Origin of the sequence: Eikenella sp. NML070372, from assembly GCF_001648415.1 — a bacterium.
GTDB classification, from domain to species: Bacteria; Pseudomonadota; Gammaproteobacteria; order Burkholderiales; family Neisseriaceae; genus Eikenella; species Eikenella exigua.
Window position 1 is genome coordinate 614,922 of sequence record NZ_LXSN01000004.1, and the last position, 26,105, is coordinate 641,026.

A 26,105-nucleotide genomic window follows, 5' to 3' on the forward strand; every position below is an offset into this window, starting at 1 on the left:
GTTTACAAAGATCTCCGCCCGCATATTGCGGGCGGAGGGGCGAACCAATCAGAGGCGGATTTCGATATTGTCGATGAGGCGCGTCTTGCCCAAACGGGCGGCGGCCAACACCACCAGTTCGCTGTCGCCGACATGGGCTACCTGAAGATTGCCCGCGTGGCGGAGTTCCACATAGTCCACCTGCCAGCCGGCCTGTTTCAGGTTTGCTGCCGCCTGTTGTTCCAGTGCGGCATAGTCGCGGTTGCCGTTTTCCACCGCGCGGGCAATGGCCTGCAATTCGCGGTAGAGCTGCGGGGCTTGTTTGCGCTCGGCTTCGCTCAGGTATTGGTTGCGGCTGGAGAGCGCCAGGCCGTCGGCGGTGCGGCCGATGTCCACCGGTACGATTTCCACCCGGAAATTCAAATCGGCAGCCATGCCTTGCAGGATGGCCAGCTGTTGGTAGTCTTTTTTGCCGAAACAGGCGTAATCGGGCTCAACAATGTTGAACAGCTTGGCCACCACGGTGGCCACGCCGCGGAAATGTCCCGGTCGGAACGCGCCGCACAGCTCGTTTTGCAGATTGGGCGGCTCGACGTTGTATTGCTGGGCCACATTCGGATACAGCTCCTGCTCGCTCGGCGCGAAGAGTACGGCCACTCCTTCGCCGGCCAGTTTGGCAGCATCCTGCTCCAGCGTGCGCGGATAGCGGTCGAAATCCTCGCCTTGGCCAAATTGCAGGCGGTTGACAAAAATGCTCACCACCACCTTGTCTGCCCATTTGGCCGCTTCGCGCACCAAAGCCAGGTGCCCTTCGTGCAGGTTGCCCATGGTGGGCACGAATGCCACGCTGCCGGCTTCGCGGCGCCAGTCGCGTAGTTCTTTAATGGTATGGATAGTTTTCATGGCTGGTTTGCCTTATCAATAAAATGCGGCGCAGTATACTCCGCCATGCTGGGAGAGGCTACCTGAAAAACAGGTGGTGGGGTTTCAGGTAGCCTTCATTATGGGGGTACAGCATGGAGCATGTATGGCTTGTTTGCATTTCTGTAATACGGCTTATGCGCTTCAAAGTTTCAGGTAGCCCGAGTATGAGAGGGACCACCTGAAAAATATGCCAGATATGAAGCAGGCTACCTGAAAATCCTAAGTTATGGTTTCAGGTAGCCTTTCCGGGTATAACCAAGCCTACTTCCGCACCAGCCGTTCCGCCGCGGCACGGGCGCGGATTTTGATTTCCTCCGTCAGATAATCCTTCATCTGCGCGTATACCAGCGTGATCACGGCGATGTCGTCGCTGAAGCCCAAGGGGCCGAGCAGGTCGGGGATGCTGTCGATGGGGCTGACGAAATACACCAGTGCGCCCACGATAATCAGCTTGGCGCGTTTGGGCACGGCGGGCGATTGAAACAGGAAATACAGCGCATACAGCTGTTCCACCACCGGCCGCCCCAGCCGCAGCGCAAAACGGCGCAGCTTGCGCAAAAAACCGTCCGGCTCAAAACGGCGACGGCGGAATTCCGGCACGAAATCTTCGGGGCGGACAGGGTTGTCTTGATTCATAGCAAACTCCTTGCATTGATACGGCACAAATGGGCGCAGCAGCGGCAGGTTTCAAGTTTAATCTTCTGGCAGTAGCAGCTGCGGGGTCATTGCAGCTTTCAGTTTGGCACAGAGCCTGCCGCCTTCACTGCTTTTCACGCCAAACCACCAAATGCCGGATTTTTTCACCGACCAATATTGGCCGCCTAGCCAGCCGCCGTTGAGCAGATAGCCGCACAGCTGCCCCAGCCAGGGCTGGTGCCCCACCAGTATCAAATAATCAGCCCTTTTATGCGCAGCAATCAGCGCAGGCAGCTCTTCCACACGGTTAATCGGATTAAGCTCGGGTTTCACGGTATAGGGCAGGCCGAGTGCTTCGGCAGTTTGCCGGCTGCGCAGCGCCTGCGAAGCCCACACTTCTACACGGCCGTTCAGATACAGCCTCAGCCACTTGGCAGCCGCACCGGCCTGCTGCCGGCCTTTGTCGGTGAGGCCGCGCTCCAAATCAGGCACACCATATTCGGCTTCGGCATGCCGCCATAAAATCAGGTTCATCTTGCCTTCCTTATTCTCTGATACAATTCGCATCTTAATGCTTGGCAGCCGCAGAGGCTACCTGAAAAGCACAGTTTCAATAACATAAACAAATGACAGCCTTTCCACACACCCTGCCGCCGTTTATTTGGCAGCCCGATCCGCCCGCTGTTCCCGCCGCCCTGCATCGCCTGATACAGGCGCCCTCGCTCACCTTGGCCTTGCAGGCTACCGGTGCGGATTTCCGCGTTCAGGTAGCCTTTCAAGGAGAAAGGGCGCAACGGTGGCCGGCAATGCGTTTCATGTGCGCCAGGTGTGGCTGCTGCTGGATGATACGCCGGTGGTGTGGGCGCGCAGCGTGTGCCCTTTAGCGGGCGCGTGGCCAAGCATCCTGGCTTGCGGCACGCAGCCTTTGGGCAAACGCCTGTTTGATGGCCGCCTGGCCGCCGAACGCAGCCCGCTCGCCTTCGCCGCCGTGCCGCCCGCGCAACAAGAACAAGCCGCCCAAGCCATTTGCCTGCGCCGCTCGGCATTCGATTTGAACGGCGAAAAGATGGTGCTGACCGAAGGGTTTATGCCCGAGCTGGTGCGGTTTTTGGAAGAGTAGGGCGGTATTTTGCAGCAGACATTATTCAGGTAGCCTAAACCATTAGCTTCCCCCGGCTGTTTTATTGTGCAACACTCTTTTTCAGGTAGCCTTTGCCGCAGCCTCGATGCTACCTGAAACCACACTCCCCGAGCACTCCCGTGCCTTTTCTTTCCTCTCCCCGAAGCAAGCCGAGCGTCTGGCCGTGTACCTGCAACTGATGCGCGCCGACAAGCCCATCGGCACGCTACTTTTGCTGTGGCCCACCCTGTGGGCGCTGTGGATGGCTACCGACGGGTTGCCCGATTTCGGCATTCTGTTTGCCTTCGTGCTCGGCACTTTTCTGATGCGCAGCGCCGGCTGCGTGGTCAATGATTTTGCCGACCGCAATTTCGACGGTGCGGTGGCGCGCACCAAAAACTGCCCATTTGCCACCGGCAAAATGAGCACGCGCAAAGCGCTACTCTTAGTACTGGCCTTGTGCGGTAGCTGCCGCCTATACCTGCAGGCTATGCCACACGTTGTTTGTGCTGCTGATGCCACTACTGGCTGCGCCATTCACGCCCGCTGGCCGTATTGGTTCGCGCTTATTTATGTGATGTGGCACCAATGCGGCCAATACCGCGCCATCCGTAGCCGCAACTGGGAGGCCTGTTTTAAAGCATCCTTAATCCAGCAACCGAATCAGCTGAGCTTTGTAGCTTGGTTTGCTGGCACATTACAGTGGCGGCTAAAAGACTGCCTGAAAACTTGGCCGCCGGGCACAAAATTGCCCTTCGGTGGCAGCACAGGTACAATCCCAACTTTGAATGTATTTTTATGCGAGAGAAGTAACCATGAGCCTAATCGGCAATATCCTGCCCTTATCGCATATTGTGCTGGATTTGGAAGTGAGCAGCAAAAAACGCCTGTTTGAAGAAGCCGGCCTGCTGCTGGAAAGCGAATCCGGCCTGAGCCGCACCGCTGTGTTTGAATGCCTGTTTGCGCGCGAAAAGCTCGGCACCACCGCGCTGGGGCACGGTGTGGCCATCCCGCATGGCCGGCATGCCGAAGTGCAAGCGGCCACCGGCGCGTTTATCCGCTTGAAAGAAGCTGTGGATTTCGATGCGCCCGACGGCAAGCCGGTGTCGCTGGTGTTTGTGCTGCTGGTGCCGGAAAACGCTTCCGGCGGGCATTTGGAAGTGTTGTCGGCCTTAGCCATCAAGCTTTCTGACAAAGCCGTGCGCGAGCAGCTTTTAGTTGCCGAAAACACCGAAGCCGTCCACCGCATCCTCACCGCATAACAGGCAGGATACCCATGCCCAGCATCTCCGTGCGCAAGCTCTATCAAGACAACCAGGCCAAGCTGAGTTTGGCTTGGTCGGCCGGCACGGCGGGCGCAGACAACCGCATCAGCGTGGATGCCGATAAACCCGTGCTGGCGCTGGTGGGGCATTTGAATTTTATCCACCCCAATCAGGTGCAGGTGTTGGGTGTGGCCGAAGTGGCTTATTTGGATAAGATGGCCGGCGGCGAAGTGAGAGAGAGTTTGGACGAACTCTTCGATTTAAGCATCGCTCTGGTGATTGTGGCCAATGATTTGCCTGTGCCCTTCATGCTGCGCGATTATTGCCACACGCACAACGTGCCGTTGCTTACTTCTAAAACCGAAAGCCCATTTTTGATGGACGTGCTGCGGATTTACCTACAACGCGTATTGGCTACCTCTACCGTGAAGCACGGTGTGTTTCTTGATGTATTTGAAATCGGCGTACTGCTGATGGGCGCGTCCGGCTTGGGCAAGAGTGAGCTGGCCTTGGAGCTGATTTCGCGCGGACACGGCCTGGTAGCCGACGACTCGGTGGAACTTTACCGCACCGGTCCGGAAACGCTGGAAGGCCGCTGCCCGGCCGTGTTGCGCGATTTTCTCGAAGTACGCGGCTTGGGCGTGCTCAATATCCGTACCATCTTCGGTGAAACCGCCGTGCTGCCCTCCAAACAGCTCAAACTCATCATCAATCTTACGCTGGCCGACGACAACTACATGAAAACGCTCGACCGCCTTTCCATCCAGAGCGAAACCGAAACCGTCCTCAACGTGGCCGTGCGTTCGGTTACTCTGCCAGTGGCTGTCGGTCGCAACCTCGCCGTGCTAGTGGAAGCAGCGGTGCGCAACTATATTCTGCAGGCGCGTGGCAAAGACAGTACCAAAGAATTTTTAGAACGCCATACCGCCATGCTGAGGGAAAACGAACGCATCCATGAGAATAGTGCTGATTAGCGGGCTCACCGGCTCGGGAAAAACAGTTGCCTTAAAACTGCTCAATGACATGGGCTTCACCTGCGTGGACAACATTCCGCCCTCGCTCCTGCCCCAATTGGTAGCCCAATCTGCCGCCAGCCAAATCAGTAAGCTGGCCATCAGCCTCGATATCCGCCTGCTTTATCCTCAAGACTACATCCAAAATTGCCTGCGCGCCATACGCCGCCAAGGCCATCCCCTACGCCTGTTGTTTCTCGATACCGACACCGCCACCCTCATCCGCCGGCTCGACCGTCATGGCCGCCGCCATCCCCTCGCCGCCAACACCCTCACCCTGGGCGAAAGCATAGCAGCTGAGCGGCAGATGCTCCAGCCGTGGCAGAGTTTCGCCTTTTGTATCAACAATTCCCACGACAGCATAGGTGATTTGAAATTCCGCATCCAAGAATGGCTCGCCCTCAGCCACGGTGGTTTGCAGGTGGTGATTGAATCATTCGGTTTCAAATACGGCACACCGCTGGATTTGGATTTCCTTTTCGACACCCGAGCCTTACCCAACCCGTATTACGATGAAAACCTGCGCCCGCTAACCGGCCGCGATGAAGCCGTGCGTGCCTATTTTGCTCAATTCAAAATCGTGCAGCAGATGGTGGCCGACATCAGCGGCTACCTAAACCGCTGGCTGCCAGAATACGCCCGCCAAACCTGCGTGCATATGCTTGTGGTCGGCATCGGCTGCACCGGCGGCCAGCACCGCTCTGTATTCGTGGCCGAAGCCGTGGCCGAACGCTTGCGCGACTACCCCGTGTGGGTGCGCCATCGCCAGCTTCCCGCAACCGCTGCTCACCATATGTAAAAACAAAGGATTGGTTCTGTTAAGGTTTGAGTTTTCAGGTAGCCTAAAACATCAAACAGGCTACCTGAAGCCCACAGAAAGAAAACATCATGAGCATCCAATGGTTTCCCGGCCATATGCACAAAACCCAAAAAGCCCTCACCGAGCGGCTGAAAAGCACCGACATGGTCATCGAAATGCTGGATGCCCGCCTGCCCGCCTCCAGCCAAAACCCCCTGCTGGCCCAGCTCTCGCGCGGCAAGCCCAAGCTCTATCTGCTCAACAAACAAGACCTTGCCGACCCCGAACTCACCTGCGTGTGGCTGGCCGAACTGCAAAACCGGCCCGACACCCGCGCCCTGGCCCTTGATGCTTCCGAACGCCAGGCCGCCCAAAAAATCACCGCCGCCTGCCGCGCGCTGGTTCCGCACCGGCAAGGTATCGACCGCCCCTTGCGCGTGCTCATCTGCGGCATCCCCAACGTGGGCAAGTCCACCCTGATCAACGGCATGATCGGCAAAAAATCCGCCAAAACCGGCAACGAACCCGGCATCACCAAAACCGAACAACGCCTGCTGCTTGCCGACGACTTCTGGCTCTACGACACCCCCGGCATGCTGTGGCCGAAAATCATCGTTCCGCAAAGCGGCTACAACCTCGCCGCCAGCGGCGCAGTAGGCCGCAATGCGCTGGACGAAGAAACCGTTGCCCTCGAGCTGCTCGACTACCTGCGCCAGCACTACCTGCCCCAACTGCAGGCGCGTTACCAAGCCGACCCGGCAGAGAGCCAAAGCTGGCAAGACACCGACTGGCTCGAATGGATCGGCCGCCGGCGCGGCGCCCTGCTTGGCGGCCGCCGCATCAACTACCAAAAAGCCGCCGAAAACACCCTCACCGATTTCCGCGACGGCCAAATCGGCCGCATCACCCTCGAAACCCCCGAGCAATGGCAAGCCTGGCTCGCCGCCGCCCGCGAAGAGGAAGCCCGCCTGCAAGCCAAACGCGCCGAGCGGCAGGCCGAACGGCGTAAGGGGAAATAGGCGATATATGCCAAAGGCTACCTGAAAACCGATTTTCAGTTTTCAGGTAGCCTTTAGTTTGACCGTGATGGCGTTATTTCACCAGCTTCAGGCCTTTGTGTTTGCCGGTGGGTTTGCTGTCTTTTCTGCTGCCGCCAGCTTCGGGTTCGGGTGGAGTGCCGGGTTCGTAGGGAGTGATATCGAAATTCATGCCTTCGCCGGTTTCGCGGGCATAGATGGCGCCGATGTGGCCAACCGGAATCCAAATATCGTGCGCCACACCACCGAAGCGGGCGGTGAAGCTGACCCAGTCGTTATCGATGGAGAGGCCGGCGCAGGCGGTGGCGCCGATATTGAGGATGATTTGATTGTCTTTCACAAACTGCATGGGCACACGGGTGTGTTCGTTCACCCATACTTGTATGTAGGGAGTGTGCCCTTGGTCGCTGCACCATTCATGCAGGGCGCGGACAAGGTAGGGTTTAAGGGTGGGGTTCATGAGCAAGATTCCTGTGTGGCGAAGGGCTACCTGAAAAACATATAGCTAAAATACTTATTTCTTCCTACTGCGTTGGCTCGCCTTGCCGTACTACCTGTACCGTCTGCGGCTTGCCGCCTTGTATGAAAAAATAATTATTTCAGTTATATGCCTAGCGGCGCATGGCTTTTTCGGCGGCAGTGAGCGCGGCGATAAAGGATTCACGCTGGAAAATGCGCTCGGCGTATTTCAGGATGGGGGCGGCAGATTTGCCCAGTTTGATGCCGTAGTGGTCGAGCCGCCACAGGAGGGGGGCGATGGCCACGTCGATCACGGAGAAGTCGTCGCCCAGTACATATTTGTTTTTAGAGAAGGCGGGAGCGAGCAGGGTAAGGCCTTGGCTGATGGCTTCGCGCGCTTTGGCCTGCTCTTTGGCTGATGTATCAGGGTTTTCGAGTTTCTGCACGTGGCTGAACAGCTCTTTTTCCATGCGGAACAAGACTAAGCGGCCGCGGCCGCGCATCACGGGATCGCCGGGCATGAGCTGCGGGTGGGGAAAGCGTTCGTCGATGTATTCGTTGATGATGTTGGACTCAAACAAGATGAGGTCGCGTTCAACCAATACGGGAACTTGGTTGTAGGGGTTCATTACGGAGAGATCTTCTGGTTTATTGAAGATATCTACGTCTTTGATTTCGAAATCCATGCCTTTTTCATATAACACGAAGCGGCAGCGGTGGCTGAACGGGCAGGTGATGCCTGAGTATAAGACCATCATAACTGTATTCTCCCTAAATGGTTTCGCCGGCTTGGCAAGGCTGCCGGCATATGCTGGCTGCGTAATTATAGCCTGCCGGCGGTTTTATGGCTAGGAAACCTATATAACTTAATGATATTTATATATTTAATTCAAATTGACGGCAAGAATGAAGGCTACCTGAAAAGCAAGCAATGTTTCAGGTAGCCTTTGTTTATGGCTTTAAATATCCAGCTCGGCTTTGTCGCCCTCAGCTTCCATCCAGCTGCGGCGCTGGGCGGATTCGCCTTTGCCCATGAGTTTGACGAACACTTCGTGAGTGGGCTCGCTGCTGTGTTCAGGGATATGCACGCGCAGCAGGCGGCGGGTATCTGGGTGCATGGTGGTGTCTTTGAGCTGGTCGGGGTTCATTTCGCCCAGGCCTTTGAAGCGGCTGATGGAATATTGGTTTTCGCGCAAGCCTTCTTTGCGCAGTTTTTCCAGGATGCCTTCAAGCTCGGCTTGGTCTAGGGCGTAGAATTTGCGGGCGGTTTTTTTCCTGCCTTGGGCGGCTACGTCCACGCGGAACAGCGGCGGCTGGGCAACGTAGATGTGGCCGCGCCGGATGAGTTCGGGGAAATGGCGGTAGAAGAGGGTGAGCAGCAGCACTTGGATGTGCGAACCATCGACGTCGGCATCGGAGAGGATAGCGATTTTGCCGTAGCGCAGGCCGGAGAGGTCGGGATTATCGCCTTCGCCGTGCGGGTCTACGCCAACGGCTACTGAAATGTCGTGGATTTCGGTGTTGGCGAAGAGTTGGTCGCGGTGCACTTCGAAGCTGTTGAGCACTTTGCCGCGCAGGGGCAGGATGGCTTGGGTGTTGCGGTCGCGGGCGAGTTTGGCGGAGCCGCCGGCGGAATCGCCTTCCACAAGGAAAAGCTCGTTTTCGCGGATGTCTTCGCTTTCGCAGTCGGTGAGCTTGCCGGGCAGCACGGAAATGCCGCTGCCTTTGCGTTTTTCGATTTTTTTCACCGAGCGCATGCGCTCTTGGGCTTGTTTGATGGCGAGCTCGGCAATTTTCTTGCCGGCTTCGAGGTTTTGGTTGAGCCACAGTTCGACGGGGTCGCCGGCGAGGGCGGCCACGAGTTTGAGCGCGTCGCGGTTGGTGAGTTTGTCTTTGGTTTGGCCTTGGAATTGCGGGTCGAGCATGCGCACGGAAAGCACGAAGGCGACGCGGTTGAATACGTCGTCGCTTTGGATTTTCACGCCGCGCGGCAAAAGGTTGTGGTGGGTGATGAAGTTGGATACGGCGTTGAACAGGGCTTGTTTGAGCCCGGCTTCGTGGGTGCCGCCGGCGGGGGTGGGGATGAGGTTGACATAGCTTTCGGTGGTGATGCGGCCTTCTTCCAGCCAGGTGAGGGCGCAGGATACGCCTTCGCCGTCGGCAAAATCGCCGTGGTGGCTACCTGAAACATGGTTTTGCAGGGTAAGCAGGGGCAGGGTGTTTTCCTGCCCGGCCAGCAGGGTTTTCAGGTAGCCTTCCAGGCCGTCGGGGTAGTGCCAGGTTTGGGTTTCGGGCAGGCCGTTGCGCCGGCGGGTGAGGGTAACGGTTACGCCGGGCAGCAGCACGGCTTTGGCGCGCAGCAGGCGTTCGATTTCGGCGATGTCGTAGTTGGGGCTTTCGAAGTAGCGGGCATCGGGCCAGATGCGCAGGGTGGTGCCGCTGTCTTTGGCGGGGCATTTGCCGGTTTCGGCCAAGGGTTCGACCACGTCGCCTCCGGCAAAGGCGATGCGGTATTCGCGCCCTTCGCGGCGCACGGTTACTTCGAGGCGGCGGGAGAGGGCGTTGGTTACGGATACGCCCACGCCGTGCAGGCCGCCGGAGAATGCATAAGCACCATCACCGCTGGTTTTGTTGAATTTGCCGCCGGCATGCAGGCGGGTGAACACCAGCTCGACCACGGGCACGTTTTCTTCAGGATGCAGCCCCACGGGGATGCCGCGCCCGTTGTCGGATACGGAAAGCGAGCCGTCTTCGTGGATTTCCACATCGATGCGGCTGGCGAAGCCGCCCAGCGCTTCATCGGCGGCGTTGTCGATGGCTTCCTGGCAGATGTGGGTGGGGCTGTCGGTGCGGGTGTACATGCCGGGGCGTTCTTTCACCGGCTGCAAGCCTTTGAGGACTTTGATGCTGCTTTCTGAGTATTGCTTGGTCATGGGTGTGTTCACGTTTTAAATCCGGTCTATTTTAACATATTAGGATTGGCGATTTATGGCTATCCAAGCTGTGCCGGGCATACAAGAAACAGGCTACCTGAAAACGGGTGGAACAAAATTTCAGGTAGCCTGTGTTGGGAATGGGGTTGGGCTTTAGCCTGCCTCGGCATCTTGCTGCAAGGCGGCGAGCAGTTCGGCTTGGCTGCACACGGCGGTGCCTAGTTTGGCCACCACCACACCGGCGGCGGCATTGGCGATGTGCATGGCTTGGCGCAAATCCAGTTTGGCGGCCAGGCCGAGGCCCACGGTGGCGATGACGGTGTCTCCCGCGCCGGATACGTCGAACACTTCCTGCGCACGGGTGGGCTGGTGGCTGATGTGGTCGGGCTCATACAGGCTCATGCCTTCTTCGCTGCGGGTGAGCAGGATGGCGTTTAATTGCAGGTGGCGGCGCAGGGTTTCGGCTTTTTCGGTGAGCTCGGTTTCGTTGCCCCACGAGCCAACCACTTGGCGCAGTTCGTTGCGGTTGGGGGTGATGAGGTAGGCGCCGGCATATTTTTCGTAGTCGTCGCCTTTGGGGTCGATCAACACGGGTTTGTTGTGCTCGCGGGCGAAATCAATCATATCGGCTACCTGAAACAGGCAGCCTTTGCCGTAGTCGGAAAGGATAACGGCATCATAATCCGGCAGCAGGCTGCGGAAACGGCGATTGAGCCGCTCCAGCACGTCTTGGCTGGGTTTTTCTTCAAAATCAATGCGCAAGAGCTGCTGATTGCGCGAGAGTACGCGCAGTTTCACGGTGGTGGCGATGGTTTCGTCGCGTTCTAAAAAGGTTTGTACGCCACTGCTTTGAACGATTTTTTCCAGCTCGTTGGCCGCTTCGTCTTCGCCCACGATGGAGAGCAGGCCGGCCTGCCCGCCCAGGGCGGCGATGTTGCGCGCCACGTTGCCTGCGCCGCCGGCGCGCTGATCCATGCGCCCGATTTTGGCTACGGGCACGGGGGCTTCAGGGGAGATGCGCTCCACCTCGCCAAACCAGTAGCGGTCGAGCATGGTGTCGCCCACCACCAGCACGCGGGCGGATTGGAACTGTTGGGGGAGTGTGGTGAGGGGGGGATTCATGGCTGTTCTCCGATATCAATTAAGATAAATAGGGGTTATTGCGCAAGTATTTGAAGCAGTTGTTTAGCTTCATATGAGAAATATATGACTGTAATAGACTACCTTGAGAGCCACGACGTAGGTCAGGCGGGCTGCAAAATAAATTCGGCGGCGGCTTGCACGTGGATTGCCGTTGTGTCGAACAGCGGCGCGGCGGTATCTTCGGGGCGCACCAGCAGGCCGATTTCGGTGCAGCCGAGGATGATGCCTTCTGCGCCTTGGGCGGCCAGCCGTTCGATGGTTTGCACATAGAAGCGGCGGCTGCTTTCGGGAAAGTGGCCCACGCAGAGCTCTTCGAAAATGATGCGGTGGATTTCGGCCTGCGTGTCCTCGTCCGGTACAATGGCTTGGATGCCGCGTTCGGCCAGGCCTTCGCGGTAGAACGCGTCCTGCATGGTAAAGCGTGTGCCGAGCAGGCCGACGGTGCGGATGCCTTGTGTGCGGATGCGTTCGGCCACGCTGTCTAAAATATGCAGGAAGGGCACGCCGATGGCAGCCTGTATCGGGGCGGCAACTTTGTGCATGGTGTTGGTGGCCAGGAGGACGGCGTCTGCCCCGGCCTGCTCCAGAGTGCGGGCGGCGTGGGCGAGGATTTCACCGGCTTTGTGCCAATCGCCGCGCTGCTGGCAATCCACGATTTCTTGAAATTCCACGCTGGCGAGCAGGATGGGTGCGCTGTGGTTGCCGCCTTTTTGCCGGTTGATAAGGCGGTTGATTTGGGTGTAGTAGGTGGCGGTGCTTTCGGGCGACATGCCGCCGATGATGCCGAGTGTGTTCATGTGGGCTTTCTTTTGGTGAGATTCAGGTGACCTTTGGGGCGGTATGCAGAGGCTGCCTGAAAAGCTGTATATCGGCTTTAGGTAGCCTGTTTGGCGTTTAAGGCTACCTGAAAATTTAATCTTCAGTGGAGCGGAACCCTATTCGCCCATGGCGGCCAGCAGCTCGGCCTGGTGTTCGGCGATGAGGGCGTTGGTGATTTCTTCCATATCGCCGTCCATCACGAAGTCGAGCTTGTGCAGGGTGAGGTTGATGCGGTGGTCGGTGACGCGGCCTTGCGGGTAGTTGTAGGTGCGGATGCGTTCGCTGCGGTCGCCACTGCCGATGAGGGATTTGCGTTCGGCGGCTTCTTTGGCCTGGGCTTCGCGTTTTTGTTTGTCATTCAGGCGGGCGGCGAGCACTTTCATGGCTTGGGCTTTGTTGGCGTGCTGGCTGCGGCCGTCTTGGCATTCCACCACCATGCCGGTGGGCAGGTGGGTGATGCGGATGGCGGAATCGGTTTTGTTGATGTGCTGGCCGCCGGCGCCGGATGCGCGGAAGGTGTCGATACGCAGTTCGGCGGGGTTGAGCTGGATTTCTTCGAGCTCATCGGCTTCGGGCATCACGGCCACGGTACAGGCGGAGGTGTGGATGCGGCCTTGGTTTTCGGTGGCGGGCACGCGTTGCACTCGGTGGCCGCCGCTCTCAAATTTGAGCCGGCCATAGGCGCCGATGCCGGCGATGCGGGCGATGACTTCTTTGTAGCCGCCCAAATCGCTTTCGTTGGCGGAAACGATTTCGACCTGCCAGCGGTTGCGCTCGGCATAGCGGGTGTACATGCGCAGCAAATCGGCGGCAAACAGGGCGGCTTCGTCGCCGCCGGTGCCGGCACGGACTTCGAGGAAGATGTTTTTGCCGTCGTCTTCGTCTTTGGGCAGCAGGAGTTTTTGCAGCTCGGTATCCAGCGTTTCGATTTTGGCTTTGGCGGCCTCGATTTCTTCGGCAGCGAAGTCTTTCATTTCGGGGTCGGCAAGCATGTCTTCAGCGTCGGCAAGGTCACTTTCGGCTTGGCGGTATTGGCGGTAGGTTTCCACTACCGGGGTGAGCTCGGCGTGCTCTTGGTTGAGCTGGCGGAAGCGGTTGATGTCAGCCGTGGCCTCGGGGGTGCTGAGCAGGGCGGTTACTTCTTCGAGCCGCTCGGAGAGGGATTGAAGTTTGTCTAGAACTGATGGTTTCATGTGGGCTCTTTCAAATATAGCGAATTAAAATTAAGAATGCTACAGCGTTGGCTGGCCTTGCCGTACATGTGTACTGGCTGCGGCTTGCCGCCTTGTCCCATTCTTATTTTGGTCCACTATAATTTTCAGGTAGCCTCAAGCGATAGAGGCTACCTGAAAAGGATTATAGCAAATGCGGCTGGGTTTGCCGCTGTGCCTACATGCGGCTGAGTTCGCGCTGTAGGGCTTGGATGTTTTGCTGGCGATCGAGCACGTCGCTTTGCAGGCTGCTCACGCGGGCTTGGTGGGCCTGGTAGGCAGCGCCGTCGCCTTTGGGCATGGTGCGGCTTTCGGTGAGGGCTCTTTGCGCGGTGGCCAGGGCACGGCGTTCGTTGGCCAGCTCTTGCTCGAGAATCATGCGGCGGCCGCTGTTGGTGCGGCCGGAAGGGGCGGCTGCAACCACGGGCTGCGGTGCGGGCGCACGATATACGGCGGCCTGCTGGCTGCCGGCGGCTGCGGCGCGCTGCGGAGCGGGTGCGGCGGCAACGGGCGCAGGCGTGGGGCGCGGCCGGGCGGCACTGTAGCGGCCGATAGTGGGCAGGTCAGCACGTTGGCAGCCGGGGCCTGGTTTGCTGCTGTAGCTGCCGTTACCGCAGGAATAAACGGGACCGGCGGCTGCGCTGAGGCAGCTTAGGGCGAAAATGGTAAGTAGCGTAGTTTTCTGCATTTTATTTTCCCTTTTCTAACGATTGCTGGCTGGAAAATTCCTGTTCGACGGCTTGATACACGGCTTCAAGTTGTTCTTGCAGGGCGAGCCAGTCTTCTTCTATTTGTGCTAATTGTACTTTGACTTCGGCTGTTTTGGCTAAGTATTGGTGCAATTTGGCTTTATTGTGTTCCTTATATGCTTCTTCATCGGCGAGAAAGGCTTCGCATTCGGCTTGCTCGGTGCTGAGTTTGGCCATGAGCTGTTCGGCTTTCTCGATTTTCTGCTGGATGGGTTTGCCGCGTTGGGCGCGTTGTTGGCGGATTTGGGCTGCGAGGCGTTTTTCGTCTTTGCGGTTTTGTCTGGCGGCGGAAGGGGGCGGGGCGGCTTCTGGGTTGCTTTGGACCAGACGCAGGCGGCGGTAGTCGTTGAGGTCTCCTTCGAAAGTTTTCAGGTAGCCTTGGTCGATGAGCAGGAAGCTGTCGGTAGTGGCTTCGAGCAGGCTGCGGTCGTGGGAAACGACGATGAGCGCGCCTTGGAAACTTTGCAGGGCCACGGTGAGGGCGTGGCGCATATCGAGATCGAGGTGGTTGGTGGGCTCGTCGAGCAGGAGCAGGTTGGGCTGCTGCCACACGATAACGGCCAGCGCGAGACGGGCTTTTTCGCCGCCGGAAAAGCCGGTGATGGGCTGGATGGCCATGTCGCCGGCGAAGTCGAAGCCGCCGAGGAAGTTGCGGATGTCTTGCTCTTTGGCTTCGGGGCTGAGACGCTGGATGTGCCAGAGCGGGCTTTGGTCGGCACGCAAGGTGTCGAGCTGGTGTTGGGCGAAATAGCCAATTTTCAGTTTGTCGGCGCGGATAATTTGGCCGCTTTGGGGCTCCAGGCTACCTGAAAGGGCTTTGATCAAGGTGGATTTGCCGCTGCCGTTGACGCCGAGCAGGCCGAGGCGGGCGCCGCTCTCGAGCGAGAGGGTGATTTGGTGCAGGACGGTGTGGCCGCCGTAGCCGAGATCGACTTGTTCGAGCTTGAGCAGGGGGTTGGGCAGGTGTTCGGGCGGGGGGAAGGAGAAGCTGAAGCTGCTGTCGAGGTGGGCGGGGGCGACGAGCTCGAGTTTGGCCAGGGCTTTTACGCGGCTTTGGGCTTGTTTGGCCTTGGTGGCTTTGGCTTTGAAGCGGTCGATGAAGGATTGGAGATGCTGGATGTGCGCCTGCTGTTTGACGTAGGCGGCCTGTTGGTTGGCAAGGCGTTGGGCGCGTTGCTGCTGGTAGAAGTCGTAGTCGCCGCTGTAGCTGTGCAGCTGGCGCTGGGCGAGCTCGATGGTGTGGTTGGTGGCGGCGTTGAGGAAGTCGCGGTCGTGGGAGATGATGATTTGGGTACAGGGCAGGGCGGCGAGGTGGCTTTCCAACCACAACACGGTTTCGAGGTCGAGGTGGTTGGTGGGTTCGTCGAGCAGGAGCAAGTCGGCGCGGCACATGAGGGCTTGGGCAAGATTGAGGCGCATGCGCCAGCCGCCGGAAAAGGCTTTAACGGGGCGGCTGTGTTCGGATTGGCTAAACCCAAGCCCGTTCAGTAGTTTGGCTGCACGGGCGGGCGCGCTGTAGGCGTCGATTTCTTCAAGCTTGGCGTGGCATTCGGCAATGGCGTGCCCGTCGTTTTGCGCTTCGGCCTGCTTGAGGGCTACCTGAAAAGTTTGCAGCTCGGCATCGCCTTGCAACACGTAATCCAGTGCGCTGATTTCCAGAGCGGGGGTTTCTTGTGCCACGGCGGCGAGCTTCCAATGTGGGGGCAGGCGGATGTCGCCGGCGTCGGCACCGATTTCGCCTTTAATCAGGGCAAACAGGCTGGATTTGCCGCTGCCGTTTTTGCCGATAAGGCCGACCCGGCGGCCGGGGGCGATACGGGCGGAGGCTTGTTCGAGCAGGACTTTATTGCCGCGTTGCAGGGTGAGGCGGTTGATTTCTATCATGTTGTTTGATACGTGGGAATCTGAATTTTTTAGATGAAGAGGCTACCTGAAAAAAATTTTCAGGTAGCCTTTGCTGTGCGGTTCGGCTAACGGTGTAATTCCAACGCTAAAAACAGCTTGCTGTTGCCGCGCTGGATGAGTAGGGCGACGGTACGGTCGGCATGGTTGAGGGCTTGGTTGAAGCTGTTTTCGTCGCTCACGGCGGTGCGGTTTACCATTAGGATGATGTCGCCGCGCCGCAGGCCGGCCTGTTGAGCTGCGCCTTCAACTTGCAAAACCAAGAGGCCTTGCCCTTGGCTGCGCAGTTGCAGGCCGGTAGGCTCGGAGGTAAAGCCGCTGCCGTTATCGGCATTGGTGCCGCTGCCGGATTGGTTGCCGGCATCGGCGCTGCTGGTGTTGCTAGAACCGAGGGTGACTTGTACTTCTTCGCGTTTGCCGTTGCGCCAAATGCCGAGGGTGAGCCGGGTGCCGGGCGGCATCATGCCGACGAGCACGGGCAAGTCGCTGGAGGCTTTTACGTTTTCGCCGTTTACGCTTTGCACGATGTCGCCGGGCTGGAGGCCGGCTTTGTCGGCAGGGCCGCCGGGCGTTACCTGCGAAATCAGTGCGCCATTGGCGGCTTCGAGACCGAAGGATTTGGCTAAGTCGTAGTTTACTTCTTGAATAACCACGCCGATGCGGCCGCGCTCAACTTTGCCGTTGCGGTGCAGCTGGTCGGCCACATTCATGGCCACATCGATGGGGATGGCGAAGGAGATGCCCATAAAGCCGCCGGATTGGCTGTAGATTTGGGAATTTACGCCCACTACTTGCCCGCGCAGGTTGAACAGCGGGCCGCCGGAGTTGCCGGGGTTGATGGCCACGTCGGTTTGGATGAAAGGGGTGTAGTTTTCGTTGGGCAGGCTGCGGCCTTTGGCGGAGACGATGCCGGCGGTTACGCTGTTATCAAAGCCGAAAGGTGCGCCGATGGCGGCTACCCATTCGCCTACACGCAGGGTTTTGGGATCGCCGATTTTGACGGTGGGCAGGCCTTGCGCGTCAATTTTCAAGAGGGCGATGTCGGTTTGGGTATCGGAGCCGACCAGGCGGGCGGTGTATTCGCGGCGGTTGTTGAGCACGACTTTGATGCTGTTCATGCCGCTGAGGACATGGGTGTTGGTGAGGATGTAGCCGTCGGAGCTAATGAGGAAGCCGGAACCGAAGTTGTATTCGTCGTCGCCGGGCTCGACTAAATCGGCTTGGTTGGGCTGCAGGCGTTTGAAAAATTCGGAGAAAGGATCGTTTTCAGGCAGCTGATCGATATTGTCTTCGCCACCGGCCTGAGCAGTGTTTTCATTGGTGCGGCTGGCTTGAATATTGACCACAGCGCCGCCCTCTTGCGCAACTAATTTGGTGAAGTCAGGCAACAGCATATCAGCACCGCCTGCGGGTGCGCTCACGGTTCGGACAAATGAGGAATCGTCAGTAGAGGCTTCTTCTTTGCCGCATCCGCCTAAGAGCATCAGGGCAAGCAGGAGGGAAAAGATGGAGCGGGTGGTGTTTGGCATAGTGCATATTATAGCCGGCAGAAAGCGCATTGTATAACTAAAGCATTTATTTAGCTATGCCAGGCTGGAATGCCTTGCTTTTGCGGGATGTGCTTGGAGTGTGAAGATTTAGTTGTGTGAAAACTTGCTATGCTAGACCGTAACCTTGTTGAAACCGTGTTTTCAGGTAGCATTAAGTCGGGAGGGTATGTCTGAAAGCACAAAAAGACAGGCCGTTACCTGTCTTTTTATAAGCGGCTACTTAGGCCGGCTGGATATTGGATGCTTGTTTGCCTTTCGGGCCGGTGGTTACTTCGAAAGAAACTTTCTGACCTTCTTTCAGGGTCTTGAAACCGTTCATGTTGATGGCCGAGAAGTGGGCAAACAAATCTTCGCCACCCTCATCGGGAGTGATGAAACCAAAACCTTTAGCATCGTTAAACCATTTAACAGTACCAGTTGCCATACAATACATCCTATCTAAAAAACAAAATATCGGAAAAAGCAGGGTTGGCAAAGCAGGAAAACGACTGTGTTGGGTAAAACGGTTTGTTCAGCTGCCGAGCCGGAGCAATTTATCCAGCCTGCCGCGCTTGCGGAGATAAGTTTCGCGCAGCCGGGATTAACAGTCAAGTAATGTTTGAATAATAATGTTAAAAATCGCAAAAAAAAGACAGAAATCCGAGCTTTTACCCTTATTTTGTGTTCTGCCGTGCGGTTGAATATAATTGTCTGGCATCAGTCTGCGGTTAGGCTGTGCAAAAAAGCAACCGGCAAACAAAGTTGATTTACAATCTAAAACCGAATTACGGCTAAAGCCGTTGAGTTCCTGTTGCGGCGTTAGTCTGCTTCACTAATAGCAGATAAAGCAAAGGCTTCGGCCAACTACAGTACACCTTGAAGAGTCAAAGCTATGTCCAATACCGAACAGGCGCTCCAGCCAGAAACCGTCTGGCAAAATGTGTCTCCGCCCAAGAAATACGGCGTATTTTTGCTGAATGATGATTATACGCCGATGGATTTTGTGGTTGGTTTGCTTACTGATATTTTCAGGCTACCTGAAAACCGGGCGGAGGCAGTGATGCTGCAAGTGCATCACGAAGGCAAAGGCCTGTGTGGTGTTTACCAAAAAGATATTGCTGATACCAAGCATCAGCAAGTGCAAAACCTTGCCCGGCAGGCCGGTCATCCACTGCTGAGTATGGTTGAGGAGGTGTGAGCCATGTTGTCGAAAGAGCTGGAAAGCATTTTGCAGGTGATCTATGCCGATGCACGTATGCAGCGTTATGAATTTATCGGCATCGAACACTTATTACTCTCGCTGGTGCAGGAGAGCGACGAGGTACGGGCGGTGTTAAAAAGCTGCGGTGCAAACATTCCGGTTTTGGCCGAACAGCTGGCCATCAGCATTGAAGAAAACACACCGGTGCTGCCCGAAGATTCGCCAACCAGCAGCGAAACCCAGCCCACGCTCGGCTTCCAGCGCGTGATTCAGCGTGCGATTGTGCATGTGCAGTCGGCAGGCAAACGGCAGGTGCAGCCGGTGGACGTACTGGTGGCGATTATGTCAGAAAAAAACAGCCATGCCGTGTATTTCCTGGGTTTGCAGTCGATTGGCCGTAGCGAGATTCTCAACTATATCGCGCACGGCATCGTGCCAGATCGCGTAGTGGAAACAGATAAAGGCGATGAAGTTGAGCAGGAAGATGGCGAAGAGGGCAAACCTATCCGTCATGCCCTAGCCAAATATACCGTTAACCTTAATATTGAAGCACGCGAAGGGCGTATCGATCCGCTGGTTGGCCGCACCATGGAGTTGGAACGCCTCATGCAAACCCTGTGTCGCCGACGCAAAAACAACCCGCTTTTGGTGGGTGAGGCCGGTGTGGGCAAAACTGCGTTGGCCGAAGGCTTGGCCTACCGCTTAGAACACAGCGATGTACCTGACACACTCGCCGGCGCCACTGTGTTTGCGCTGGATATGGGCTCGCTCTTGGCCGGCACCAAATATCGCGGCGATTTTGAAGCCCGCGTCAAGGCTGTACTCAAAGAGCTGGCTAAAATCGAGCATTCCATCCTGTTTATCGACGAAATCCATACCATCATCGGCGCAGGCAGCACCACCGGCAGCACTATGGATGCTTCCAATTTGCTCAAACCGGCTCTCTCCAAAGGCCATCTGCGCTGTATCGGCGCCACCACCTATGACGAATACCGCACCATTTTCGCCAAAGACCACGCCTTAAGCCGACGTTTCCAGAAAATTGATGTGCCCGAACCCAGCGTGGCTGAAACCGTGGAAATCCTGAAAGGCCTGCAACCCGCGCTCGAAGACTTCCACCAAATCCGCTTTTCCCAGCACGCCCTGAATGCCGCCGCCGAGCTTTCGGTACGCTACCTGAACGACCGCTTCCTGCCCGATAAGGCCATCGATTTGATTGACGAAGCCGCCGCCGCCCAGCGCATCCTGCCCGGCGACAAACGGCGCAAAGTGATTGAAGCAGCACAGATTGAAGAAGTGGTGGCCAAAATCGCCCGCATTCCCGAGCAAACTGTTTCCAAAGACGATAAAGAAGTGTTGCGCCATTTGGAGCGCAACCTGAAAAACATGGTGTTCGGCCAAGATGCTGCCATCGAAGCATTGGCTGCCGCCATTAAGATGTCCCGTTCCGGTCTGGGGTCGGCGGAAAAGCCCATCGGCAGCTTCCTGTTTTCCGGCCCCACCGGCGTGGGCAAAACCGAAGTTGCCCGCCAACTCGCCTTCATTTTGGGTGTGCCGCTGCAACGCTTCGATATGTCTGAATACATGGAACGCCACGCCGTGGCCCGCCTTATCGGCGCGCCGCCAGGCTACGTTGGCTTTGAGCAGAGCGGTCTGCTCACCGAAGCAGTAAACAAACAGCCATTCTGCGTGCTGTTGCTGGACGAAATCGAAAAAGCCCACCCTGATGTGCACAATATCCTGCTGCAAATAATGGACTACGGCACACTCACCGACAACAACGGCCGCAAAACCGATTTCCGCAACACCATTGTGATCATGACCACCAACGCCGGTGCGGAAAGCCTCAGCCGCCCCGTGCTCGGCTTCACGCGCCAGCGCATGAGCGGCGATGAGGGCGATGCGCTGAAAAAAGCCTTCACCCCCGAATTCCGCAACCGCTTGGGTGCCGTGATTTCCTTTGCTCCATTGGACACCGAAATCATCGCCAAGGTAACCGACAAATTCCTGCTTGCCCTGGAGCAGCAGCTGTTGGCGAAAAATGTGGAAGCTCATTTCACCACCGGCCTGCGCAGCTACTTGGCCGAGCAGGGCTTTGATCCGCAAATGGGCGCCCGCCCTATGCAGCGGCTGATTCAAGACAAAATCCGCCGCCTGCTCGCCGACGAGCTGCTTTTTGGCCGCTTAAGTAAAGGCGGCGAAGTAACCATCGGCTACGATGCCAAGGCTGATAAAGTCACCCTTGCCTTCTCTGCAGCCAAAGCCAAGCGTGGTAAAGTGGCGGATGCCAACGGCTGATGCAGGGCAGATATGGTTTGCGCTGTAAGCGTGTTGTAGCTTCTTAAGAAACGCACTTCTTTTGAGGGCGAGGATTTGACTGCATTGAAGCTGATATTTTCAGGTAGCCTGAACTGCGCTTAGGCTACCTGAAGAGTGGTTCGCAGAAATTGCGCTATTGTGTTTCAGGTAGCCGTTTCTTCTATCCTATCACCACACAGTCATCCCGCATAAAAATTGTCTATAAGCAGTTTTCCCACCCCTTTGGGGGCTTGCCAAACCCACGTCTTTCGGGCAAAGTCCGTCATTTTCTTGGCCACCCTTTATCTCATTTGGCAAACCATTCATTATGTCTGAACCCATTCTCTCGCGGCTGGATACCCTGCTCAAAGTTGAAACGCCAGAAGCCATTGATATTTATCTGCGTCCGGCTTCGGTGTTTGCCCGTTCGCGCGCTTGGTTTGTTGATTTCATTCTCCGTGGCATTTGGCTGATGCTCTCCACTATGCTGTTTGCATTTATCTTCTCTGGTGCGAATGGCGGTGATGACGGCAATATCGCTAAGGGCCTGTTCTTCTTTATGCTGTTTGTTAATATTTTCTTCACGCTGTGGCTATATTTCGTGGTGTTTGAAGTGTGCTGGAACGGCCAGACACCGGGCAAGAAAATCTTCGGCTTGCGTGTGATCAACGACAACGGCACACATATTTCCTGGTCGGCTTCGTTGCTGCGCAACCTGCTGCGCGTGTTTGACAGCCTGCCGTTTTTCTATGGCATTGGCATGATTTGCGGCCTATGCAATCCCTATGGCCGCCGCTTGGGTGACATCATGGCATCCACGGTGGTGGTGTATGTGGATAAAACGCGCGGGCAGGCCGAGCGCATGGATTTGGGCAATATCGAAGCGATTACCCCGCCCGTGGCGCTCACGCGTGAGGAACAGCAGGCAATTTTGAGCTTTGTCGAGCGCTGCCGCCATTTGAGCGCGGCGCGTACCGGCGAGTTGGCGCAAATGATGGTGGGGGCGATTTTCGGCCGTCAGGAAGACGAACGCAGCGCCGAGCAGCTGATCTTGGGTTTGGCCAAATATTATGCGGGTGAACAGCGGAAGGAGGCGGCGTGAGGCAACTGTTTTTTGAAGAACAGCATCAGGCGTTCTGGCGCACGTTCGAGCAGGATTTGCAGCAGCTGGAAAAACGGCGCGGCAGCCTGAGTGCGCAGAAAACGGCTTTGTTTATGCAAGACTACCGTACAGTGTGCCACCATTTGGCGGTGGCCACCGATCGCTGCTATTCCGGCGGCCTTACCGATTATTTGCAATATCTGTGCGAACGCGCGCACCAACTTTTGTATGTGGGGCAGCAGGTATCGCTGTGGGTGCGCTGCCGCGATTTCGTGATGCAGGGCTTCCCACAACTGGTACGGCGCGAGAAAAAACTGGTGTGGCTGGCGCATGCGCTGTTTTACCTGCCGTTTATCGTGGCTTTTCTGCTCACGGCGTTTTATCCCGACAGCGTGGACAAAATCGAAGGCTTACAGCATGGTCCGCAATTGGCGGATAGCTATAAAGAGATGCTGGATCAGTATAGTGAGGGAACTAACCGTGAGGCGTGGCAAAATTTTTTGATGGCCGGCTATTATATTTTCAACAATATAGGTATCGCGTTTCAAAGTTTTGCTAGCGGCATTCTGTTTGGTTTGGGCACGGTGTATCTTACGGTGATGAATGGTTGGGTAATCGGCGGGGCAATGGGCTATATGACCCGCGACCCGGCCGGACCGGCCTTTTTCTCGTTTGTGGGTGCGCACGGCGCATTTGAGCTGACCGGCATTGTGATGGCTGCGGCAGGCGGCCTGCGGCTGGGCTTGGCGCTGCTCAAACCGCAGGGTTTGTCGCGGCGCGATGCCTTGCGTATTCAGGGCAAACAGGCGGTGGGGCTGATGAATGGCGGTTTCCTAATGTTGTTTATTGCCGCATTTATTGAAGGCTTTTGGTCGCCGATTACCAGTATTCCGATGATTTTGAAATATATTGTTTCCATAGCAATGTGGCTTCTGGTGTATGCTTATCTGCTGTATGCGGGCAGGAGGGCGGCATGAATATTTGGGAAACCCGCCTCAATTTCCGCCCGCGCAGTGGCTGGGAGGCTTTGGATTTGGGTGCGCGCCTGTTTCAGGAGCGACCGGCGCTGTATATGGCGGTGTGGGCAACCCTGTCACTGCCGGTGTATGCGTTGGTGCTGGCTTTGTGCTGGCAGCAGCCTGAATGGGGCGGTTTTTTGGTGTGGTGGCTTAAGCCGTTGTTTGAAGCACCGGTGCTGTGGCTGATGTCGCAGCAGGTATTCGAGCCGCTGCCGCCATACCGGCAATGCGTGCGCACGGCGTTTAGGCAGATGTGGCGACCGCGCTTGATTGGTGATTTAACTTGGCGGCGGTTCAGCCTGCGCCGTAGCCTGGTGCTGCCGGTTACGCTCTTGGAAGGCTTGAGCGGCAAGGCGCATCAGCGCCGCTGTAACGAATTGTCGCGCCAAAGTGGTGGTGCAGCCGGCTGGCTGGCGGTTTTCGGTATCCATTTGGAGTCTATCCTTGCCTGTGGCTTACTCTCAATGCTGTTTTGGCTGTGGGTGGGCGATCCGACGCAAAACATCGTGGCTGGCCCTTTCGGCGGGGCGCGTTCCATGGCGGCTTTAGAACAGATTGAGACTTTGGTGTCTTCTGGGCAGGGCATGCTTTTCCAACATTTGCTCAACGGTATTTATGTGCTGCTGCTGTGCTTTTGGGGGCCGATTTATGTGGCCTGCGGCTTCACGCTTTACCTGAACGCCCGCACCAAGGCCGAAGGCTGGGATATCCGCCTGGCCGCCCGCAAAATCCAAGACCGCTTGTTGGGCAGCAGCAGCGCCTTATGGGCGTTGGCCTTGGTCGTGTTTATCGGCTTCGGTTTTTCAGGTAGCCTGCATGCCGAGCCGCTGCCCCAGCGTGAAAAGGTGGAGCAAATCCGTGATAACACTCTGCGTAAAGCGCCGTTTCAAAGCATTAAAACAAAAACCGAATACTGCTGGTTCAAATGCGATAAAGACGATGATGCTTCATCACGCCAGCTGCCAGAGCTGCCTGATGTGAAAACCCCGTCGCCAGTTTGGTTTAACACCCTGATGTATGCCCTAATCGGCCTGCTGCTGGCCTTGGTGTTATGGATTTTATACCGTTGGTATCAAGCCAACGGCGGCTTCGGCTTGAGCCAGGGCGAAGAAGTGCCGGAAACCTTGTTCGGCATGGAAATTACGCCCGAAAGCCTGCCCAACGACGTGGCTTCCGCCGTGCTGGCCGAATACGAACGTGACCCGCGCGCCGCCATGAGCCTGCTTTATCGCGCCAGCCTCTCGCAAATCAGCCGCCGATACGGTCTGCCGCTGCGCAGCAGCGACACCGAAGGCCAAGTGCTCAAACGCGTACGCCAGCGACAGCCGCAGCTTTTGGACTACTGGCAGCCGCTTACCGACAACTGGGTAGAGCTGGCTTATGCCCACCGTTTGCCCGAGCGCGAAGCGGTGCACAGCCTGTGCCGCCAATACCGCCAAGTGTTTGCCGGCGGGGAACAGGAATTTTCAGATAGCCTGCGTGCCGCCGGGGAGGGTAGGGCATGAAAAACCTTCGTTCCATCCTCATCGGTCTGACCGCCATATTGCTTATCGGTGGCCTGATTGCCGTTGCCGGGCTTTCCAAGCAGGAAAGCAAAACCTGGCAGTCGCTCGATCCGCAGCAGGAAATGCGTGAAGGCTCGCTCTACGCCCTGAAAACCCTGCTCACTCAATACGGCGTGGGAAATATCCAACATGAGCGCAGCATGTTTGGCTTGGAGAAACTCAATTCCTACGATAACAACCGCCTGCTGATCGTGGCCGACAACCGCATGCGGGATAAGGAAGATGCCGAACGTCTGCTGGAATGGGTGGGGCGCGGCAACCACCTGGTGATGGCGCTGCCCAGTTATGCCGACGACAATCCGTTGAAAGCAGACGACAAACCAAGCGATACGGAAGATGATGGAAATACGCAAAACTTCCGTCAAACCATGCTGCGCCAGCTGCAAATCGGCACCGTGGAGCTGGAAGAAACCGACGGCAAAACCCTGCCTAACCTGCCCGCCTGCGTGAAGGCAGCCGAGCAGCGCCGCGAAGCCGCCCGCCAAGTTGGCGATGAGGTTGCTTTGCAGATTGACCAGCACTGCAACGCCGGCCTGAGCAGCATCCAACTGCCCGAGGGCGCCACCATTGAAACCTTCACCGGCTCTGAGTACAACTCCGACAACGGCTGGGCGGCGAAAGACGGCAAACTGGTGATGTTCCAGGGCAAAAATGCCTACGGCGCCGTGCAAACCATCCGTGTGCGTTACGGTAACGGCAGCGTACTGCTCACTTGGAACGAAAACTGGCTGGGCAACCCGAGCAGCCCCGATATCGACCGCAACCACCTCGCCCTCTACGACCACCCCTACCTTGCCGTTTATCTGACTCAAGGGAAAGACGGCATCCTGCTGGCCGAGAAAGTTTACCCGTCCAGCTATAACGACACCGAGCCGATGCTGTGGAAAATGCTGAAAGCCCAACCCATACTGTTTGCCGTTGTGCTGGCCGCTGCCGTCGTATTGCTGTGGCGCATCATCGTTCGCGTGGGCGTGGTGCAGCAGCTGCCGCCCGCGCCGGAACGCTACCTGAACCAGCACCTGCTCGCGCAAGGCCAGTTCCTCACCCGCCACTTGAGCCGCCGCGCCATCCTCAGCGATATGCAGCGCCGCTTGCTCGAAGCCCTGCAACAGTGTCACCCGGCTTGGAAACAGATGGACAGCCGCAAACAGCTGGAATTTTTGTGCGCCCAAACCAAGCTGCCGCCCTCCGTGGTCGAGCCCTGGCTCACACCCTTGCCGGAACAGGTTAATTTGGTGCAGTGGCTGCAAATGCTCACCGCCCACCAGCGCATCGTGCGCAAGATAAACCGCTCGTGGTATTGAACGGCAGAGGCTACCTGAAAAGGCGAATACCATGTTTTAGGTAATCTGAACTAGCCTATTTTTCAGGTAGCCTCAAGCAAGCCGCAGGCTACCTGAAA

Annotated in this window: 24 protein-coding genes and 1 pseudogene; 12 read left to right on the plus strand and 13 right to left on the minus strand. The window is 57.1% G+C overall.

The window, feature by feature from the left end; translation table 11 throughout:
• Positions 1–48: 48 nt before the first annotated feature.
• The 3 genes from panC to A7P97_RS04775 all read right to left on the minus strand — a co-directional run bounded on the left by panC (position 49) and on the right by A7P97_RS04775 (position 2,073).
• Positions 49–882, minus strand: coding sequence for a pantoate--beta-alanine ligase (gene panC, locus A7P97_RS04765; protein ID WP_067530599.1), 834 nt, complete (start codon positions 880–882; stop codon positions 49–51).
• Between the two features lie 282 nt (positions 883–1,164).
• Positions 1,165–1,539 (minus strand): YkvA family protein, encoded by a 375-nt coding sequence (locus A7P97_RS04770; protein WP_064084895.1) that lies wholly within the window; start codon positions 1,537–1,539, stop codon positions 1,165–1,167.
• A 57-nt stretch (positions 1,540–1,596) separates the two neighbouring features.
• Positions 1,597–2,073 (minus strand): histidine phosphatase family protein, encoded by a 477-nt coding sequence (locus tag A7P97_RS04775; protein WP_067530600.1) that lies wholly within the window; start codon positions 2,071–2,073, stop codon positions 1,597–1,599.
• A 262-nt stretch (positions 2,074–2,335) separates the two neighbouring features.
• Between A7P97_RS04775 and A7P97_RS04780 the strand changes: the two genes are divergently transcribed.
• The 6 genes and pseudogenes from A7P97_RS04780 (at position 2,336) to ylqF (ending at position 6,755) form a co-directional block, all read left to right on the plus strand.
• Positions 2,336–2,659, plus strand: a complete 324-nt coding sequence (locus tag A7P97_RS04780; protein WP_067530601.1) for a chorismate lyase — start codon at positions 2,336–2,338, stop codon at positions 2,657–2,659.
• Between the two features lie 199 nt (positions 2,660–2,858).
• Positions 2,859–3,161: pseudogene (locus A7P97_RS11035) on the plus strand (UbiA family prenyltransferase); the annotation flags it as partial.
• A gap of 313 nt (positions 3,162–3,474) precedes the next feature.
• Entirely contained in the window at positions 3,475–3,921 is a 447-nt protein-coding gene (gene ptsN, locus A7P97_RS04790; protein WP_067530602.1) for a PTS IIA-like nitrogen regulatory protein PtsN, read from the plus strand.
• 14 nt (positions 3,922–3,935) lie between these two features.
• Positions 3,936–4,898, plus strand: coding sequence for an HPr(Ser) kinase/phosphatase (gene hprK, locus A7P97_RS04795; protein WP_067439116.1), 963 nt, complete (start codon positions 3,936–3,938; stop codon positions 4,896–4,898).
• The gene (gene rapZ, locus A7P97_RS04800) at positions 4,879–5,736 is read left to right on the plus strand and encodes an RNase adapter RapZ (protein WP_067530603.1); all 858 of its coding nucleotides are present in this window, start codon (positions 4,879–4,881) and stop codon (positions 5,734–5,736) included. Before hprK ends, rapZ begins: the two co-directional genes overlap by 20 nt.
• Positions 5,737–5,825: 89 nt before the next feature.
• Positions 5,826–6,755: a ribosome biogenesis GTPase YlqF gene (gene ylqF, locus A7P97_RS04805; protein ID WP_067530604.1), complete on the plus strand. Its 930-nt coding sequence runs from the start codon at positions 5,826–5,828 to the stop codon at positions 6,753–6,755.
• A gap of 73 nt (positions 6,756–6,828) precedes the next feature.
• Here the strand turns inward: ylqF and A7P97_RS04810 are convergent, their stop codons facing one another.
• The 10 genes from A7P97_RS04810 to A7P97_RS04855 all read right to left on the minus strand — a co-directional run bounded on the left by A7P97_RS04810 (position 6,829) and on the right by A7P97_RS04855 (position 17,963).
• A complete protein-coding gene (locus A7P97_RS04810; RefSeq protein WP_067530605.1) occupies positions 6,829–7,233 on the minus strand; it encodes a ClpXP protease specificity-enhancing factor in 405 nt (134 codons plus the stop codon).
• A gap of 151 nt (positions 7,234–7,384) precedes the next feature.
• Positions 7,385–7,990: a glutathione S-transferase N-terminal domain-containing protein gene (locus A7P97_RS04815; protein ID WP_067439104.1), complete on the minus strand. Its 606-nt coding sequence runs from the start codon at positions 7,988–7,990 to the stop codon at positions 7,385–7,387.
• A 201-nt stretch (positions 7,991–8,191) separates the two neighbouring features.
• Complete coding sequence (locus A7P97_RS04820; RefSeq protein ID WP_067530606.1) at positions 8,192–10,165, minus strand: DNA topoisomerase IV subunit B; 1,974 nt, start codon at positions 10,163–10,165, stop codon at positions 8,192–8,194.
• A 153-nt stretch (positions 10,166–10,318) separates the two neighbouring features.
• Positions 10,319–11,287: a D-glycero-beta-D-manno-heptose-7-phosphate kinase gene (gene rfaE1 / locus A7P97_RS04825; RefSeq protein WP_067530607.1), complete on the minus strand. Its 969-nt coding sequence runs from the start codon at positions 11,285–11,287 to the stop codon at positions 10,319–10,321.
• Between the two features lie 122 nt (positions 11,288–11,409).
• Entirely contained in the window at positions 11,410–12,105 is a 696-nt protein-coding gene (locus A7P97_RS04830) for an aspartate/glutamate racemase family protein (RefSeq protein ID WP_067596323.1), read from the minus strand.
• 138 nt (positions 12,106–12,243) lie between these two features.
• The gene (gene prfA, locus A7P97_RS04835; RefSeq protein WP_067530609.1) at positions 12,244–13,320 is read right to left on the minus strand and encodes a peptide chain release factor 1; all 1,077 of its coding nucleotides are present in this window, start codon (positions 13,318–13,320) and stop codon (positions 12,244–12,246) included.
• Between the two features lie 196 nt (positions 13,321–13,516).
• A complete protein-coding gene (locus A7P97_RS04840) occupies positions 13,517–14,026 on the minus strand; it encodes a hypothetical protein (protein WP_023886447.1) in 510 nt (169 codons plus the stop codon).
• Position 14,027: 1 nt separating this feature from the next.
• Positions 14,028–15,971, minus strand: coding sequence for an ATP-binding cassette domain-containing protein (locus A7P97_RS04845; protein ID WP_067530610.1), 1,944 nt, complete (start codon positions 15,969–15,971; stop codon positions 14,028–14,030).
• An 86-nt stretch (positions 15,972–16,057) separates the two neighbouring features.
• Positions 16,058–17,518 (minus strand): DegQ family serine endoprotease, encoded by a 1,461-nt coding sequence (locus A7P97_RS04850; protein ID WP_067596324.1) that lies wholly within the window; start codon positions 17,516–17,518, stop codon positions 16,058–16,060.
• A gap of 241 nt (positions 17,519–17,759) precedes the next feature.
• Entirely contained in the window at positions 17,760–17,963 is a 204-nt protein-coding gene (locus A7P97_RS04855; protein WP_003822547.1) for a cold-shock protein, read from the minus strand.
• A 447-nt stretch (positions 17,964–18,410) separates the two neighbouring features.
• Between A7P97_RS04855 and clpS the strand changes: the two genes are divergently transcribed.
• The 6 genes from clpS to A7P97_RS04885 all read left to right on the plus strand — a co-directional run bounded on the left by clpS (position 18,411) and on the right by A7P97_RS04885 (position 26,007).
• Positions 18,411–18,716 (plus strand): ATP-dependent Clp protease adapter ClpS, encoded by a 306-nt coding sequence (gene clpS, locus A7P97_RS04860; RefSeq protein WP_067530612.1) that lies wholly within the window; start codon positions 18,411–18,413, stop codon positions 18,714–18,716.
• A 3-nt stretch (positions 18,717–18,719) separates the two neighbouring features.
• Positions 18,720–21,017: an ATP-dependent Clp protease ATP-binding subunit ClpA gene (gene clpA, locus A7P97_RS04865; RefSeq protein ID WP_067530613.1), complete on the plus strand. Its 2,298-nt coding sequence runs from the start codon at positions 18,720–18,722 to the stop codon at positions 21,015–21,017.
• A gap of 328 nt (positions 21,018–21,345) precedes the next feature.
• On the plus strand, positions 21,346–22,119 hold the full coding sequence (locus A7P97_RS04870) for an RDD family protein (RefSeq protein ID WP_067530614.1): 774 nt from the start codon (positions 21,346–21,348) through the stop codon (positions 22,117–22,119).
• Entirely contained in the window at positions 22,116–23,096 is a 981-nt protein-coding gene (locus A7P97_RS04875; protein ID WP_067530615.1) for a stage II sporulation protein M, read from the plus strand. The genes A7P97_RS04870 and A7P97_RS04875 overlap by 4 nt, the downstream gene beginning before the upstream one ends.
• Positions 23,093–24,643 (plus strand): DUF4129 domain-containing protein, encoded by a 1,551-nt coding sequence (locus tag A7P97_RS04880; protein WP_067530616.1) that lies wholly within the window; start codon positions 23,093–23,095, stop codon positions 24,641–24,643. The genes A7P97_RS04875 and A7P97_RS04880 overlap by 4 nt, the downstream gene beginning before the upstream one ends.
• The gene (locus A7P97_RS04885; protein ID WP_067530617.1) at positions 24,640–26,007 is read left to right on the plus strand and encodes a DUF4350 domain-containing protein; all 1,368 of its coding nucleotides are present in this window, start codon (positions 24,640–24,642) and stop codon (positions 26,005–26,007) included. The genes A7P97_RS04880 and A7P97_RS04885 overlap by 4 nt, the downstream gene beginning before the upstream one ends.
• The last annotated feature ends 98 nt before the right edge of the window (positions 26,008–26,105 follow it).